The organism is Microbulbifer litoralis (assembly GCF_023634065.1).
In the GTDB taxonomy this organism is placed as follows: domain Bacteria; phylum Pseudomonadota; class Gammaproteobacteria; order Pseudomonadales; family Cellvibrionaceae; genus Microbulbifer; species Microbulbifer litoralis.
The window spans coordinates 506771-521551 of record NZ_JALKCV010000001.1; the positions used below are offsets into that span (position 1 = coordinate 506771).

Here is a 14781-nt window from a genome sequence, read left to right on the forward strand (position 1 = left end):
CAGGTGCCCCCGGGTTGTTATTGCCATGTTCTCTTTCAGTGAAAGCGACGATCCACGGCAGTATCGGTCGCTATCAATGATCACTCCCGCAGTGCAATCAAGCGGGGGCGCAGTTTGCCGGCCTGCAAGCAGCTCCCCCGCTCGGGATGTCGAGCTGGAGATCGGTGCACCCGGGGAGGGGGGCGGAGCTGGAGCTCCGCGGTCCCGGGAACCCCGGGCCCTCCCAATTGGCTGTCAGGCGGCCGGGAGGAAGTCGATCGGGTAGAGGATGGTGATAGTCGGGACACCCTCTTTGGCGCCGAAGTTAAACCGTTTTACCCTCGCGATGATCTTCGCATTGAGCGGCGGTGAATCCATATCGCTGGACTCGACCTGGGCCAGGGAAACCGAGCCGTCGGGTTCGATGGTGATCTTCAGGACCATCTTGCCCTGCAGTGCCGGGTTCTTGCGCAGTTCGCGGTTGTAGATGCGATACAGCGCGGCCTTGTAGCGGTCGAAGACGATCTGGATCTCTTCATCGGTACGGGATGGGCCCACACCGTCGCTGAGAGGCCGGTCCTCGCCTGCAAAGTCGCCCTCGGTGCCGATGGAGCTCTCCACCCGCGAGAAGGCCACACCGTCGAGCGCCTGCCCGGCACCGCCCACATTGCGGCTGAGTTCGGCGGTATTGATACCGCCGCTGCCGGCCTTGGCCTGTGCGGTGATAAGCGAGCGCTGGCTGCGATTTTCCTTCTTGCCGGCGGTGCTGAGCTGGGTCTGCTGGCCGAGGCGGTCGTCCAGGTCGTCTTCCATCAGGTCCTGGAAGTTGTCCTTGAAGGCCAGTACACCGGCGCGCTCCGCCTTCTTGCGGGCTTCTTTCTTCTCGGTCTTGCTCGGCTTGGGCTCTTCCTTGGCCACCTTCTGCTGCTTGGGCTCCGGCTTCTTCTCTTCCTTCTTCGGCTGCGGCTTCTCGGGCTCCGGCGGCGGTTTGGGTTTGGTTTTCTTCTCGATCACCAGCTTGGCCAGGCGCTCGGGAATCTCCACCACCTCATCCTCTTCCGGCTCCGGCAGTGTCCATTGCGGAACCATATAACCCAGGAACAGGGCCATCAGCAGCGATGCGAACAGGCAGCGACGGAAACGGCGCTCGTCCTCGCCCTGTGTATGCCAGGGCATCTGCGAGGGGCGGTATTCGCCCTGCTCGATATCCCGGGTGACTTCAAATTCGAACTGCGCCTCTTCCTCATCGCGGCGGATCTGGTCCGCGCGGGCATCCAGTTCGAAGATATCGTCCCGGCAGTCCTCAATACTGTCGAGAACGCGCTTGCGCCGCTCCTGTAACAGATCCAGGTTGGCGTTGTAGACGCTGACCGTCCGCTCGATGCGGTGGATAACCGCTTTGGCGGAGTCTTCCCGGTAGTCGTCGGCCCAGAAGAGATCGCCGGCCCCCTGCTCTTCCAGCTTGTTGAGGCGCTCGGATATCTCGTCGAGAAGCTGGTGCTTGTTCTCGTCCTTGCGCAGCTCGGTCAGCTTATCTTCTACTTGCCGCTGCTCGCCTTCAAGCACGCGCAGCCGTCGGCGAACCTGTTCCAGTTCGCCGCTCAGCACCTGCTTCTGTTGAAGAAAATTACTCACAAACTTCTACTAACCTTGAGCTGCTTTCTGAATGACCGCCAGCGAAACCTTGGTGTACCCAGCATCAGTGCAGCTGGACATCACTTTCTTGAGCAGGCTGAACGGTATGGTTCTGTCCGCGAGAATATTCACTTCCGGCGGCAGCGCGGATTGGTCTTCACCTTCCTCTCCAGCAGTCTCTGCCTGCTGTTCATCCTGTTCGTTACTGGCGACCAGAATGGCCTTGTCCATCTCCGAGATCATCGCCTGCTTGATGGCTTCGATGATTCTCTCCTCGCTATTGATCACATCACTGGTCGCGACAATTGACTTGGATTCGACCAGGATTTCCTCATCGGTAACCATCAGCGTTACCGTCTCGCGCGGCTTGGTCTCTACGACCGAGTCCGGCAGGGTGATCACTTTTGGCGGCTCAAGGGCCTCGTTGCTGGATGTATTGGTCAACAGGAAGAAGACCAGAATGGTGAATACATCCATCAGCGATGTCAGGTTCATGCCCTGGGTCTTCTTACGCTTGTGGCTCCGGGCCATGCGTTTCATGCGTCGGCTTTGTCGTTTCACGGCGCATCTCCTATGGATATATCCGGGAACAGAACCACATGCTCAACGGCCTCCGGGTCGTCGGGGTTACTGCCCTCTTCGCGCACATCGGCGCCGCGCACGGCGTCCATGACACCGACCAGGTGCTCATAGGCGATATCCGGCTCCATCAGCAGGATCGAATCTGTCTTTTCCGGATAGCTGCTTTTTATATCCAGCAGGGCCAGGCTCAGTTTCTCCAGATCGTAGACATCCTCTGTGGGCAGTACGGGCTGCGCGGCCTGCTCAGCGGAAGCATCGGTATCCGCCGCTGTCTCGCTGCCGGTTTCCGTCGTCTCGCCCTGCCCTGCAGTGCCCAGGTTGGGAAAGCGGGCGACCACTTTCTCACCATCACTGATCTCCAGTGCGTCTTTGCGCACCACGACCTCAACCGTGACCGTCGGATCGTCCGGGGCGCCGCCACCGGCACCGGAAGGCATATTCAGCTCGAGAATCGTAACCCGGGAAAATACGGCCGATACCAGCAGAAACGGCACCAGCACCACCATCAGGTTCAGGAAGGCGGTAATGTCCAGCTCCGGGGCTTCTTTATCTCTCCCATGGCGCCGTCTTCTCATTACACTTTTTCCGCTTGCTGTTCTTCGGCTGTGGTTTCTTCGCTATCGGGTTCGGCAGTGTCTTCCGCAGCCGACGCCTGCTGCTCCTCCTCCACAGGCTCCGGGGAAACCTCTGCCTCTTCGGCCGGCTCATCAGTTCCGGTATCCCGGCGGCGGCGGGAGGACATGGCGATAATATTCAGTGCCTTGACCGATACCATTTCCAGGCTGTCGACGATCTCGCCGGTCAGGGAGTTCAGCAGGGCGTGAATGATCAGCAGCGGAATACCGGTCATCAGGCCGAATGCGGTGGTGTTCATCGCCACCGAGATACTGGCCGACAGCAGGTCGGCCTTTTCCGCCGGGTTGGCGTTGGCTACTGCGGTAAACGCCTCGATCAGGCCCATAATGGTACCCAGCAGGCCCAAGAGTGTGGCGATATTGGAAAAGAGTGCGACGTAGGGCGTGCGTTTTTCGAGCTGGGGAATAATCTCCATCATGCTCTCTTCCATCGCGATCTCGATGTCCTCGCGCCGGCGTACGGCCCCCTGGCGGGCGAGGCCCATCGCCAGCACCTGGCTGACACCGGATTTGTCCTGCTTGACCAGGTTGCGCGCGCGATCGAAATCACCGGAGTTCAGCACCGGCTCCAGCTTGTCCCACATGGCCCGGTTGGTGTGGCGCTCGTAAATCAGGCGGATATAGCGCTCCACCGCCACCGCGATCCCCAGCGCGGCAACCACCAGGATCGGGTACATGAAGGTACCGCCTGTCTGGAAGAACGCGATTACGCTGTTGAAAAAGTCCATTACAAGCCCTCTTTAGAAAATACTGCAGTAATTTGTTGAATCTTTGTTGTGCGCCACAGGCGCACGGTGTTTCTGTCCGTGCCCGGCCGGGAGTCCGCTCAGTCCCCGGAGAGACTCAGCTCATAAAATTCCAGTTCGCGCATAAATACCTCTTTGTCCAGAGGTTTCAGCTTGCCATCCATCAGGCTCGAGGCCAGGTCGCTTTCCACACCCACCTCGGAGCTTTTCCAGGGGACGATATAGAGCGATTTTGGCGCTTCCTTGTTGCCGATGATCGAGATACCGGAGAGTTCCTTGACGTCGTTGTCGACCTTCTTCTCCTCGCTTTCCGACTCGCCCGACTGTGCAAACGCCAACGCACTGCCCAGAGCAATCGGCAATGCCAGCGACAATGAACCTATCGCGATTCCCAGTCTCATTGTCCGGCCCTCCTTTTGAGATCTGCCATCCAGATAGTGACGTCTTTGTCTTCAGGTTCCAGCTGCAGGTAGTGTTGGAATTGTGCCAGAGCACAATCCAGATCTTGCAGATAGAGATCACATAAAATCCCAAGGTTTTTGATCAGGGGAAGATATTGCGGGTGTTCGCCCAGCGCCGCACTATAGAGTTTGCGCGCCTCCTGGAACCGACCCTGTTTGCGGTACAGAACCGCCAGCTCATTGGTGGCCACCGGATTGTGTGGATCCCGCTCCAGTGCAGCCATGAACGTTTCTTCCGCGTGTTTTTCATCGCCACTTTTGAAGTAGGCAATCCCCAGATTGATATAGGGTGCTGGCAGGCGTTTTTCGCGCTCGATCACACTCTGCAGCAGTTCGATGGCAGCTGCATAATTCTCTGCGCGCAGATATTCCAGCGACTTCTCGAAGTCCCGGTTTACGCTGCCGGAAACATCGACCGAGGAGAAGTCCTCCACCTTTCCCGGCTTCGACGGTGCCGAGGCACACGAGGCCAGCAGTACCACCAGGGACAGAACAGCCAGTCTTTGCAATGTTTTCTGGAGCTGAGTCATAAACCTTGTTTCTTGCCTTATCCGGAAACTTTATTCCGGGATACCCTCCCGAGGGGATTAGCCTTTTGTGCCCGAAGCGGGCTCTTCCGTACTCGCCTGCTCCGGAGCCGGCGGCAGCGGCACGATGCTCTGTACATACTGGCCGGACTCCTCGGCCCTGGCGTAGCGTGCAGGTACCAGGCCGGCCAGCTTGCCGATACTCTTTTCCACCCAATTGTTGTATATGCCCATCCCCAGGAGCTCGACGTTCTTCTCGTGCACGGAGATCGCCTTCTCCTCAAACGGGTAGATCTGCTCCTCCAGTGCCAGCTCGTATTCCTCCAGCTCCAGCGGGCTCAGGTTTGTGGGCCGCTCGGATTCTTTCAGTGCGCGACTGAAATGCAGGTAGATTTCCGCCAGGTAGTAGGTTGCCGCCGCAGTCACATCGGCCACCTGGTAGTCGATCAGGTCGGAATAGGCACTGATTGCCGCCTTCATCCGCGTGCGCTTCCTGTTGAGGTTCTGTTCGATCGGTGCCACCAGCCGGATCTCGGTAAAGGCGTCAAAGCGGGGCTCCGCCAGGATCAGGGCCGCGTTGCCCGCCAGGTAGCGGGTGCGGTCATTGCGCTGGTCGCCGCCGCGGAGCTCGATGCGCACCATCTGCTCGAGCTCATCCTTATAACGCCCCTGTTCGCCGGCCGCCTTATATAACCCGGCAATCTTCTGCCGCGTTTCCAGTGCGGGCTCCATCGGGCTGGGGAAGAGCTTGACGTAGCGACGCAGCACCCGCAGGGCCTTCTCGTCGTCCTTGGCGGCACTGTAGAGGTCGGCGGCCTGGGTCAGGGCCTCCCGGCGCACGGCATCGTCCTCGGATTCCCGTTCGATACGCTCGAACTCGGCGGCAGCCAGTAACAGTTCGCCACTCTCCTGGTAGACAACCGCCAGTTTCTTGGTGACATCCTTGATCAGCTTGTGCTCGGGGAAGTTCTGCCGGAAAGATTTCAGTACCGAAGCCGCCCGGCCCCAGTCTTCCAGCAGAATCAGCGATGCCGCGGCATCGTATTCGGCGGTAGCCAACAGGGTCGCGCCGGGCGCGGATTCGCGAATACGCAGGAAGTGCTTCGCCGCCGTGGCGTGATCCTCCTGCTTGCGTGCCAGTTCACCCTGTTGGTAGATGGAGGCCGCCAGGTTGTCGATCAACGCCGCGCGGTCTTCCGCATCGGCAGCAGTCAGGGCCAGGGCGTCGCCGTATGCCGACTCCGCCTCGACGAAGGCGTCCGTATCGAACGAGGCGTGCCCCACCAGCATCCACGCGGAGCGACGGATGCCGGTCTCGGCCTGCGGGAATTTTTCCAGCAGCAGCCGGCCGTTGTGAATAGTCTGGGGAAAATCCTTCAGGCTGTACAGGTCTTCGACGGCGCCCACCATCACCTGTGCGGCCTTCTCGTGCTCGGGGAAGGTATCCGAAAACTGCAGCGAGGAACGGATGACTTCCCGCTGGAAGGGCGCGCGCTTTTGTGCCGATGCGTCTTTCAGCGCATTGGCGAGGTTCTCGCGATAGGCGTAGACCGCGGCGTAGCCCGCTTCGCTGGATTTCTCGTGGGCCGGATATTCGTAGGCAGTGCGCTCGTACTCCCGCGCCGCGCCGTGGAAATCGCGGTTTTCCAACATCAGACCGGCGAGCTGGTGATTGATTTCCGGCGCACGGGGCCTGTCGCTGAACGACTCGAGATATTTCCGGTACCAGTGGATTGCCTCCCGGTAGTGCTCCGGCTTTTTGTCTTTGAGTTTCTTGTTCTGGTAGGCGGCATGATAGTGACCCGCCAGGTCGATCAGGTTGGTCTGCAGGAAGTCCACCACTTCGCCGTACTCGTTGACGTCGAAGACAGTCCAGTATTGCGCGTTCAGCGCGTAGGTGGTGGCGAAGTCTTTCTTCGCTTCCAGCACCAGTTTCGGGAAGCCGCCTTCTTGGTAGATCTCAATCACACGGATGGAGAAATCCGCGGAAACCTTGTTCAGGGGGTTGCGATCCACGTAGAGATTGTAGGCTTCGGCCGCATCCTGGTAGCGGCGCTTGGTCAGGTAGTATTCGCCGAGATGGCTGTACACCATGGACTCGTACTGCCGCGAGCCCTTGCGCTCGAAGTAGTCGACGATGGAACGGGCCCCGCCCAGATAGGAAAAGCTCAGGCTGACGACGCGAAAGGTATCGTCGACATGCTTGCGCTCCACCTGGTTGCTCTGCTGTTCAAAGTCGTAGCCCTGGGAGAGCTTGTAATCGAGCATGGCGATGTAGTCATCCAGTGCCATCTCGTACATTTCCTGCTTGAACAGGGACCAGCCGCGCTTGTAGAGCGACAGCTCGAAGAAACTGGAGGCCTCGCCCATGGCGATAACCTTGCCGTACGCCTCCTCCGCGTCCAGGTATTTCTTGCGCGTGAAGTAGTACTCACCCAGGCGGAACCAGGCCTCATCGAGGTGGCGCGAATCGGGGAACTTCGCCACCATTTCCCGCAGCACTTCCACCGCTTTCTCGATCTCGCCGATCTCTTCGTAGGCGCGCGACAACTGGTACATGACCTGGTCGTTGCGGTCGTAGAGCGGGTACTTGGCCAACAGCTTGCGATAGAGGTTGATGGCTTCGCGCGCATTGGCTGCCAGCAGTGCATCCGGGTTGTCGCCCGGGGGGGCGATGGGGGTATCGTCTTCCGGAATATCGATTCCGGCGGTGGCCCTTGTCTCGAAATCGCTATCCGATTCGTCGTGCCGGGCGATGCCGCTGGCCGCTGCGGCCGTTGCAGCGGCGGCCGGGGCAACCGCTGTTTCCGGCGCGTCCATCTTGCGGCCCGGCCGGGTCGCCGACTCCGGGTCGATGGAGACCACGGCGTCGCTGCCCCCGCCGGCGGCGTCGGCAACGGCGCTGTCAATGGCCCGGTCTTCCGCCCGGTGTGCCTGTTTGATCTTGAGGTCGGCGATACGGCGTATCGCCTCCGGTGTCAGGTTGGTTTCCGGTGTTTCCTGCAGGTATTGCTGGTAGCCCGCCAGCGCTTTCTCGAGGCTGCCGTCGATATGCTGTTCCCTGATTTCAATATCGACCTTCTGCAGGCTGGCAATGGTTTTGCCGCTGTTGCTCGCACAGGCGTTCAGCAACAGCGCCATGGAGGCCAGGGTGGCGCAGCGCAGAAAGACACGCCCTGCCGGGGGCTGGCTGTTTCTGCATGCCTGGATGGCCCCGTTTTTTTCGCCTGCGGGCAGGCTCCTGCGGCGGGAGACGGCGTTCAGGAGGGGATTCATTCTTCGCCTCCATCTTCGGGCGCTTCCAGTTCCGGCGGATTGTCCTGGGGAAGAGCTTCACCATCTTCCTCGGTGCCTTGCGACGAGGATTGGTGCATCTCGATCCTGCGCTGGTCCTCGCGCTGTTCCTGCAGTTCGTTGGCGCGGTCGTAACTGTCCGCCAGGGCGAAGCGTGCCTTGATCTGGTAGCTCTCCAGCTGGGCCCGGCGTCGCTCCAGCTCGTCGACGGCGAGCCTTTCCAGCATGTTGCCCTGGCGCGCCATCAGGCGATCCAGCCGCTCCTGGGTGCGATTGACCTGGGCCCGCAGGCGGTCGATGGTGTCGTTGTAGCCTACATAGCTGTGCGTCGCCGCCTGGCGGCTGCGCACGTAAGAGTTGTATACCGCCTGCAATGCCTCGATCTCTTCGTTGAGTTCCTGCAGATGTTTGTAGGCATCGGTCAGCCTGTCATCGTACTGGGTGGCCAGGCGCCAGTTGAGTACGCCTTGCAGCCGCGCCACCCGCGCTTCGGTTTCGCCGCTGCTGAGGTTGGGGCTGCGCTGCAGCACGGAGCGGATTCTCCCCAGCCTCTGCAGTGCTTCCTGCTCTTCGGCCCTGGCCAGGTATTCCGGGCGCCGGCTCACCAGCATCTGCTCGATACGGCTGGCGAACCTGTCGCGCTGTTCTATACGCACCTGTATACGCGCATCCAGCTCGCGGAACTTCCGGTCCAGCCCCGGAAGCAGCGGCTCGTAGTAGGCGCGGCGCTGGCGGATGACATCCTCGTAGGCCGCCAGGCTGTCGAGCCAGGACTCGTTGCGTTCGAAGAGATCATTCAGGTCGCGGTAGTTGCGCAGGAATTCCTGATAGTCATTGTTGGCCATCAGATCCAGGAGATAGTGGGTCTCCGGCGCCCCCGGCAGGTCGCGCAGGGCGACGACCCAGTTCTTGACCTGGTTCGCCTCTTTGCGGCGCAGCGCCTCCAGGAATTTGCCCTCGCGGATACTCTGGATGGAACCGGTCAGGGTGTCGATTTCGCGACCGAAGGTTTCCAGCGCGCGGCCGTAGTTGATCGCGGCGGTGCTGTGTACATCCAGCTTGCCGTAGGCAAAGGGCACCGCCAGCATGACCTCCTGTACCGACTCATTGGTAACCTTGCGATCCTGCAGCATCTGCCAGGGCACCAGCGCGCGATCGTAGCGGCCCGCGCGCGCCTCGACCCAGCCGGCCCCGAGCAACGCGCGATTGGAGAAGGGCCCCTCCAGGTGCACGCGATCGAAATAGGGGCGGGCCAGCTCCAGTTCGCCGGACTCCATCAGGTGCGAGCCAAGCAGCAGGTTGGTTTTGTCGTACAGGGCCTGCATGGCCGGTTCCGAACTGGAGCGCTTGCCCAGCGCCGTCAGTTCGAGGATGCCGCGCTCGGTCCGGTCCGCCTTCAACAGCGCGATGCCGAGGTTGTATTCGACAAAACCGTCGAGCGACTCTTCTCCCTTCAGGTCCTCCAGCAGTTCCACCGCCTCTTCGAAGCGCCCCAGCTCCATATACACCCGCGCGCGCAGGAACTGTTCGTCGGGCCTCACCCGTTCCGGCACCCGCCCCTCGATCATCTCCAGGGCGTGCAGTGCATTGAGCGGCTGCTGCTTGTGGTACTGGATACGGGCCAGGCGATAGGCGGCCTCGTTGCGCACCGGCTGCGGGACATTGCCCTTCAGCACCGCCTCGATCGCGCGGCCGGCCTCGCGGTGCATACGATAGGAGAGCTCGAGATCGCCGACAGAGAACTCGGCCTGGCCCAGGTGCGCGGTAAACGGATCCAGCTCGGGCTCATCCAGGTTGCGGTACTGCTGTAGCTCCGTATCCAGCTCCACGATCGCATCGAAATAGTTTTCCTGGTAGGCCTGGTACATGGCCTCACCGAAGAACAGATCCTCGAGCTTGCCCGGTTGGTCGGCCACAGCGGCGGCCCCCGCTACCGCCGGCACGGCACACAGCGACAGGGCCAATCTGCGCAGCCGGGGGAGGGCGCGGAAGAGAGCAGAAGCCAGGGGAGCGCGCATGGTTACCAGTCCTTGAAGCGGATCGCGGACTCGGTACCGGCTATTTTGATTTCGACGAATTTGGGGCCGACTTGCTTTTCCACCTGATAACTGGCCGTTGCCCGGTATTCCCTGCCCGACGCCGATTTGCCGATAAAACTGACTTCCAGTGGGTGATTGCCGGCCTGTACATTGCCGGTAAAGATCTTCTGCACGCCGCCCTTCTGCAGGGCTTCGATCTCGCGGAAGGTATAGAGATGGTGGGCGACGACCTCACTGTCGAGCTTCAACTCCACCGATTCCAGGTTGAAAGTCTCCGCATCGGCGGTGGAAACGAAAAAAGAGACCTGGGTGTTCGATGGAAAGAGTAGCTTTTCCTCCAACTGCGACAGCTCGGCGGTCAGCCCGATCACATCTTTTTTTACATCCTGGATCTGCTCGTCGAGCCCGCGGATCTCGTCGCGACTTACGCTTCCAGTGCTCTGCGCAAAACAGGCAGAGGTCAAAAGCATAAAAAGGGTTATCTGTAGAAATCTGAACATGTCACCTACCTCGAACACGACGCCGGAATTTCCAGTCGGGCACAACGGAAACCGTGTGCTATCAGGGGGGCATCAGGTCAGCGCGATTGTATTGCAATCCGGGCAAGGCCAAATGTGAGGCAGATCATATCCCGCACAATCCGGCGCAATCGTCGCGCAGCTACAGACTTGTAGCGGGGAAGAGATGTGACGGTGTTAGCTGATACGACATGGCACGGGCAACGACCCTAAAAAGTGAACATGTACGCAAAGCGGCAGCAGGTTTCTCCGGGATTTACTTTTTTGGGGAAGGTCGCGGCCGGAACAATAAGCAGACTTTGCGACACACCTCACAAAGTCGAGCAAAGCCGGCGGCAACGCCCAGGGGAAACCAAAGCTCTCCAGCGCGGCGCTCCCGGGAAGATGCCAGAGAAGATTTACAACATTACAGTGCCGCCAAAACGCAGAAAGCCCCGCAGAGCGGGGCTTTCTGTCGGACTCCGGAATACCCGGATTTTGATGTGGTGCCCAGGGCGGGACTTGAACCCGCACGAGCATAGCTCACTACCCCCTCAAGATAGCGTGTCTACCAATTCCACCACCTGGGCTGAAAACTGTTACTGCTGCTCCCCTTGCGGCTCATCGGCCTGCGGAGCCTGTTCGGCTTCCGGGGTCTCCACCTGCGGGATCTCACCGGAGGAGGGAATATCTCCGGCCGGCTCTTCCTGCAGCTCGGGGATATCGCTTTCCATGGCCGGCACTTCGCTCGGCTGGCTTTCTTCGACTGCCGGCGCCTGCGGCAGATCCGCATCAATGTCCGCACCGGCATCGCGCTTGGACAACAGCGCCAGGCCGAGGCTGGTCACGAAGAATACAGTGGCCATGATGGCGGTCAGGCGGGAAAAGAAGTTACCGCTGCCCTGGCTGCCAAATACCGTCTGTGAAGCGCCTGCGCCAAAGGAGGCACCCGCTTCGGCGCCCTTGCCCTGCTGCAGCAGGATCAGACCGATAATACTGAGCGCGGTCAGGACGTGTACGATTAAAACCAATTTTTCCATTTTCAGGAAGCTCGCTATCGGGGCCCGCGGGCCCGTTATTCAGAATTCTGTTTTGCCTGCCAGACCGGGCTTCTACCCCGCCGCCCGACAGATCCGGGCAAACTCTTCCGCATCCAGAGATGCGCCGCCCACCAGTGCGCCGTCGATATCCGGCTGCGCAAACAGGGTTGCCGCATTGCCGCTCTTGACGCTGCCGCCGTACAGTATCTGTACCGCCGCCCCGGCCTCGCCGAGATACCCGCGAATAAACCCGTGCACCTGTTGTGCCTGTTCCGGCGTCGCCGTCTTGCCGGTGCCTATGGCCCATACCGGTTCATAGGCGATGATCGCAGAACCCCAGATATTGCCGCTACCGGCTTCGGCGACCGCCTGCAGCTGGCTGCCGATCACTTCCAGGGTGCGCTCCGCCTCCCGCTCCTGCAGGGTCTCGCCCACGCACAGGATTGGAACCAGGCCGGCGGACTGGGCGGCCAGGAATTTGCCCGCGACCAGTTCGCTGCTCTCCCCATACAGGCTGCGGCGCTCCGAGTGGCCCACTATGGCATAGCGGACCCCGAAATCCAGCAGCATCCCCGCCGACACCTCACCGGTAAAAGCTCCGGAGGTCTCCTGGCTGAGGTTCTGGGCACCCAGCGCCACGCCCATGCCCTTCAGCTTTTCCCCCACCTGCGGCAGATAGGGGAAAGAGGGGCAGATAACCACTTCGGCAGTCGCACCCTCGAGATCGAGCGCGGCAAAAAACTGTTCGGCAAACTCGCGGCTGCCGTTCATTTTCCAGTTAGCTGCTACCAGCGGTGTGCGCATGTGTGCTCCTTCAAGGGGCGCAAATCTTAGCGATATTGCCGGGGAATGTAAATGCGAAATCATTCCGCATTCCAAACCCCCGGTGGGTCATGCGTTGCCGACTCTTTCGACCACCTCGGCAATCTGCCCGGCCAGCTGTTCCACCTGGGCGCGGTCCTCGCCCTCGACCATGACCCGAATCAGGGGTTCGGTCCCGGACGGGCGCAACAGTACCCGGCCGCGACTCGCCAGCTCGCCCTCGACGGCGCGCACCGCGGCCCTGACATCCCCGTGGTCCAGCACGCCATCGCGGTGGGCGAGGCGGACATTGATCATATGCTGGGGCAGCATCGTCATGCGCCCCTTCAACTGGTGCAGCGGTTCGTCAAAATCGCACACGGCGCGCAGTACCTGCAGGGCGGAGATGATGCCATCGCCGGTGGTGGTGGCGTCGGCACAGATGATATGGCCGGAGGACTCGCCACCCAGGCTCCAGCCGTTGGCCTGCATCTTTTCCAGCACGTAGCGGTCGCCGACCTTGGCGCGATCGAACGGGATCTGGCGCTCGCGCAGCCCCAGCTCGAAGCCGTAGTTACTCATCTGGGTGCCGACCACGCCGTTGCAGCCGCCGAGGAACTGCTGGCGGTGCAGGGCGATCATGAACAGCAACTGGTCGCCATCCACCAGTTCGCCGTTGCAGTCGGCAAACAGCACCCGGTCGCCGTCGCCGTCGAAGGCGATCCCCAGGTCGGCGCCCTGCTCCCGCACTGCCTGCTGCAGTTGCCGGGGCTTGGTGGAGCCGCACTCAAGGTTGATATTGACGCCATCCGGCGCGACGCCGATGGTGGACACCTGTGCTCCCAATTCCCGGAATACCTTGGGCGCGATGTGGTAGGTGGCGCCGTTGGCGCAGTCCAGTACGACCTTCAGGCCCTCCAGGGAGAAGCCCCAGGGGGTGGAGGCCTTGCAGAATTCGATATAGCGGGCGGCGGCATCGTCGATGCGCCAGGCCTTGCCCAGGTCGGCCGCTGTGACCATGGGTTGTTCGAGCGCCGCCTCGATATCCAGCTCCACCTGATCCGGCAGCTTGCTGCCGTCGGCGCTGAAGAACTTGATGCCGTTGTCCTGGTAGGGATTGTGTGAGGCGCTGATCACGATACCGGCACTGGCGTGGAAGGTGCGCGTCAGGTAGGCAATGGCCGGTGTCGGCATCGGCCCCAGCAGCCCCACGTCGACGCCGGCGCTGATCAGGCCCGCCTCCAGCGCCGCCTCGAACATATAGCCAGACACGCGCGTGTCCTTGCCGATCAGGATGCTGGGCCGGCCGGAGCGCTTGTTGGCCGCCAGCTTGCCGAATACCTTGCCGGCGGCGTAGCCGAGCCGCAGCATGAATTCGGGCGTAATCACGCCCTCGCCTACGCGGCCACGGATACCGTCGGTGCCGAAATACTTTCTCGCCATATTGTTGGTTCTCGATTCTGTTCATTGCATGAGAGACAGACGTAGCCCGGATGGAGTGCAGCGGAATCCGGGGAACCCGTCGCCACCTGGCCCCGGATTCCGGCGCTGCGCGCCTCCATCCGGGCTACGTCCCTCAAGGTTCAGGTTCTCGGGAGTTAAGAGGGGCCGTCCACCAGCTGCTGCATTTTGAGGACGTCCGCCGTGGCGGCGACATCGTGTACACGCAGTATCCTGGCGCCGCGCTGGGCGGACAGCATGGCCAGGGCCAGGCTGCCGGGCAGGCGGTCGCGGACGTCGCGCCCGAGCAGGCGGCCGACCATCGACTTGCGCGACACTCCCACCAGCAGCGGAATATCCGACGGCGCCAGCTCCGGGAGGTTCCGCATCATTGCCAGGTGGTGGTCATCGTTCTTGCCAAACCCGAAACCCGGATCAAAAATCATTCGCTCGCGCCCGATACCGGCGCGCTCACAGACCTGCATCCGCTCCAGCAGGTAGGCACCCACTTCGGCCACCACATCGTCGTAGTGCGGATCCCGCTGCATGGTGCCGGGCTGCCCCTGCATGTGCATGATGCAGACCGGCAGATCGGTTGCGGCCGCCGCCTCCACGGCCCCGGGGCGCTCCAGGGCGCGTACATCATTGATGATCCCGGCGCCTGCGGCTGCAGATTCGGTGATCACCGCCGGGGTGCTGGTATCCACGGACACGATCGCGCCCAGCCTGGAGACCACTGCCTCCACCACTGGTACCACGCGGTCCAGTTCCTCCTGCTCCGAGACCGGCGCGGCGCCCGGCCGGGTGGACTCGCCACCGACATCGATAATGGCGCCGCCTTCCTCCAGAATCTGCTCGGCCCGGCGCAGTGCCAGGTCGAGATCCAGCCGGCCGTCGGCATAGTAGCTGCCGCCATCGGAGAAGGAGTCCGGAGTGGTGTTGAGAATGCCCATGACGACCGGGCGGGAGAGATCCAGGGTGTTTTTGCCGCAGGTGAGATTCATAGGGGATACGGAATGGTGAGATTCACAGGGAATACGAAACGCGGAATGCGGAATACCCGGTCCACTGCTGTGCCGTAAAAACGGCCGCTGGCCGCGATCCA

General features: G+C 61.3%; 13 protein-coding genes and 1 tRNA gene. All 14 read right to left on the bottom strand.

Annotated elements, in window-relative coordinates:
- Window positions 1-234: 234 nt before the first annotated feature.
- The 14 genes from MWN76_RS01955 to folP all read right to left on the bottom strand — a co-directional run bounded on the left by MWN76_RS01955 (window position 235) and on the right by folP (window position 14680).
- Window positions 235-1614: an AgmX/PglI C-terminal domain-containing protein gene (locus tag MWN76_RS01955; protein WP_250458907.1), complete on the bottom strand. Its 1380-nt coding sequence runs from the start codon at window positions 1612-1614 to the stop codon at window positions 235-237.
- Between the two features lie 9 nt (window positions 1615-1623).
- Entirely contained in the window at window positions 1624-2175 is a 552-nt protein-coding gene (locus MWN76_RS01960) for an ExbD/TolR family protein (RefSeq protein WP_250458908.1), read from the bottom strand.
- On the bottom strand, window positions 2172-2771 hold the full coding sequence (locus MWN76_RS01965; RefSeq protein WP_250458909.1) for an ExbD/TolR family protein: 600 nt from the start codon (window positions 2769-2771) through the stop codon (window positions 2172-2174). Before MWN76_RS01965 ends, MWN76_RS01960 begins: the two co-directional genes overlap by 4 nt.
- Window positions 2771-3559 carry a MotA/TolQ/ExbB proton channel family protein gene (locus tag MWN76_RS01970; protein ID WP_250458910.1) on the bottom strand — a complete coding sequence of 263 codons (789 nt, stop codon included), beginning with the start codon at window positions 3557-3559 and terminating at the stop codon, window positions 2771-2773. Before MWN76_RS01970 ends, MWN76_RS01965 begins: the two co-directional genes overlap by 1 nt.
- A gap of 98 nt (window positions 3560-3657) precedes the next feature.
- A complete protein-coding gene (locus MWN76_RS01975) occupies window positions 3658-3978 on the bottom strand; it encodes a hypothetical protein (RefSeq protein WP_250458911.1) in 321 nt (106 codons plus the stop codon).
- Window positions 3975-4568, bottom strand: a complete 594-nt coding sequence (locus MWN76_RS01980; RefSeq protein ID WP_250458912.1) for a tetratricopeptide repeat protein — start codon at window positions 4566-4568, stop codon at window positions 3975-3977. Before MWN76_RS01980 ends, MWN76_RS01975 begins: the two co-directional genes overlap by 4 nt.
- A 57-nt stretch (window positions 4569-4625) precedes the next feature.
- Window positions 4626-7841: a tetratricopeptide repeat protein gene (locus tag MWN76_RS01985; RefSeq protein WP_250458913.1), complete on the bottom strand. Its 3216-nt coding sequence runs from the start codon at window positions 7839-7841 to the stop codon at window positions 4626-4628.
- Window positions 7838-9877, bottom strand: coding sequence for a tetratricopeptide repeat protein (locus MWN76_RS01990; protein ID WP_250458914.1), 2040 nt, complete (start codon window positions 9875-9877; stop codon window positions 7838-7840). The genes MWN76_RS01985 and MWN76_RS01990 overlap by 4 nt, the downstream gene beginning before the upstream one ends.
- A 2-nt stretch (window positions 9878-9879) precedes the next feature.
- The gene (locus MWN76_RS01995) at window positions 9880-10368 is read right to left on the bottom strand and encodes a hypothetical protein (protein WP_250458915.1); all 489 of its coding nucleotides are present in this window, start codon (window positions 10366-10368) and stop codon (window positions 9880-9882) included.
- Between the two features lie 531 nt (window positions 10369-10899).
- Window positions 10900-10985, bottom strand: a tRNA-Leu gene (locus MWN76_RS02000).
- A 9-nt stretch (window positions 10986-10994) separates the two neighbouring features.
- A complete protein-coding gene (gene secG / locus MWN76_RS02005) occupies window positions 10995-11435 on the bottom strand; it encodes a preprotein translocase subunit SecG (protein WP_250458917.1) in 441 nt (146 codons plus the stop codon).
- A 72-nt stretch (window positions 11436-11507) separates the two neighbouring features.
- Entirely contained in the window at window positions 11508-12239 is a 732-nt protein-coding gene (gene tpiA / locus MWN76_RS02010) for a triose-phosphate isomerase (RefSeq protein WP_250458919.1), read from the bottom strand.
- Between the two features lie 87 nt (window positions 12240-12326).
- Window positions 12327-13679, bottom strand: a complete 1353-nt coding sequence (gene glmM / locus MWN76_RS02015) for a phosphoglucosamine mutase (RefSeq protein WP_250458921.1) — start codon at window positions 13677-13679, stop codon at window positions 12327-12329.
- Between the two features lie 155 nt (window positions 13680-13834).
- A complete protein-coding gene (folP, locus tag MWN76_RS02020) occupies window positions 13835-14680 on the bottom strand; it encodes a dihydropteroate synthase (protein ID WP_250458923.1) in 846 nt (281 codons plus the stop codon).
- Between the last annotated feature and the right edge of the window lie 101 nt (window positions 14681-14781).

Bases quoted from the DNA above. Each gene is read 5' to 3' on its own strand.
- MWN76_RS01985 (WP_250458913.1), bottom strand. From the start codon at position 7,841: ATGAATCCCCTCCTGAACGCCGTCTCCCGCCGCAGGAGCCTGCCCGCA.
- glmM (WP_250458921.1), bottom strand. From the start codon at position 13,679: ATGGCGAGAAAGTATTTCGGCACCGACGGTATCCGTGGCCGCGTAGGC.
- secG (WP_250458917.1), bottom strand. From the start codon at position 11,435: ATGGAAAAATTGGTTTTAATCGTACACGTCCTGACCGCGCTCAGTATT.
- MWN76_RS01975 (WP_250458911.1), bottom strand. From the start codon at position 3,978: ATGAGACTGGGAATCGCGATAGGTTCATTGTCGCTGGCATTGCCGATT.
- tpiA (WP_250458919.1), bottom strand. From the start codon at position 12,239: ATGCGCACACCGCTGGTAGCAGCTAACTGGAAAATGAACGGCAGCCGC.
- MWN76_RS01990 (WP_250458914.1), bottom strand. From the start codon at position 9,877: ATGCGCGCTCCCCTGGCTTCTGCTCTCTTCCGCGCCCTCCCCCGGCTG.
- MWN76_RS01965 (WP_250458909.1), bottom strand. From the start codon at position 2,771: ATGAGAAGACGGCGCCATGGGAGAGATAAAGAAGCCCCGGAGCTGGAC.
- MWN76_RS01980 (WP_250458912.1), bottom strand. From the start codon at position 4,568: ATGACTCAGCTCCAGAAAACATTGCAAAGACTGGCTGTTCTGTCCCTG.
- MWN76_RS01970 (WP_250458910.1), bottom strand. From the start codon at position 3,559: ATGGACTTTTTCAACAGCGTAATCGCGTTCTTCCAGACAGGCGGTACC.
- folP (WP_250458923.1), bottom strand. From the start codon at position 14,680: ATGAATCTCACCTGCGGCAAAAACACCCTGGATCTCTCCCGCCCGGTC.
- MWN76_RS01995 (WP_250458915.1), bottom strand. From the start codon at position 10,368: ATGCTTTTGACCTCTGCCTGTTTTGCGCAGAGCACTGGAAGCGTAAGT.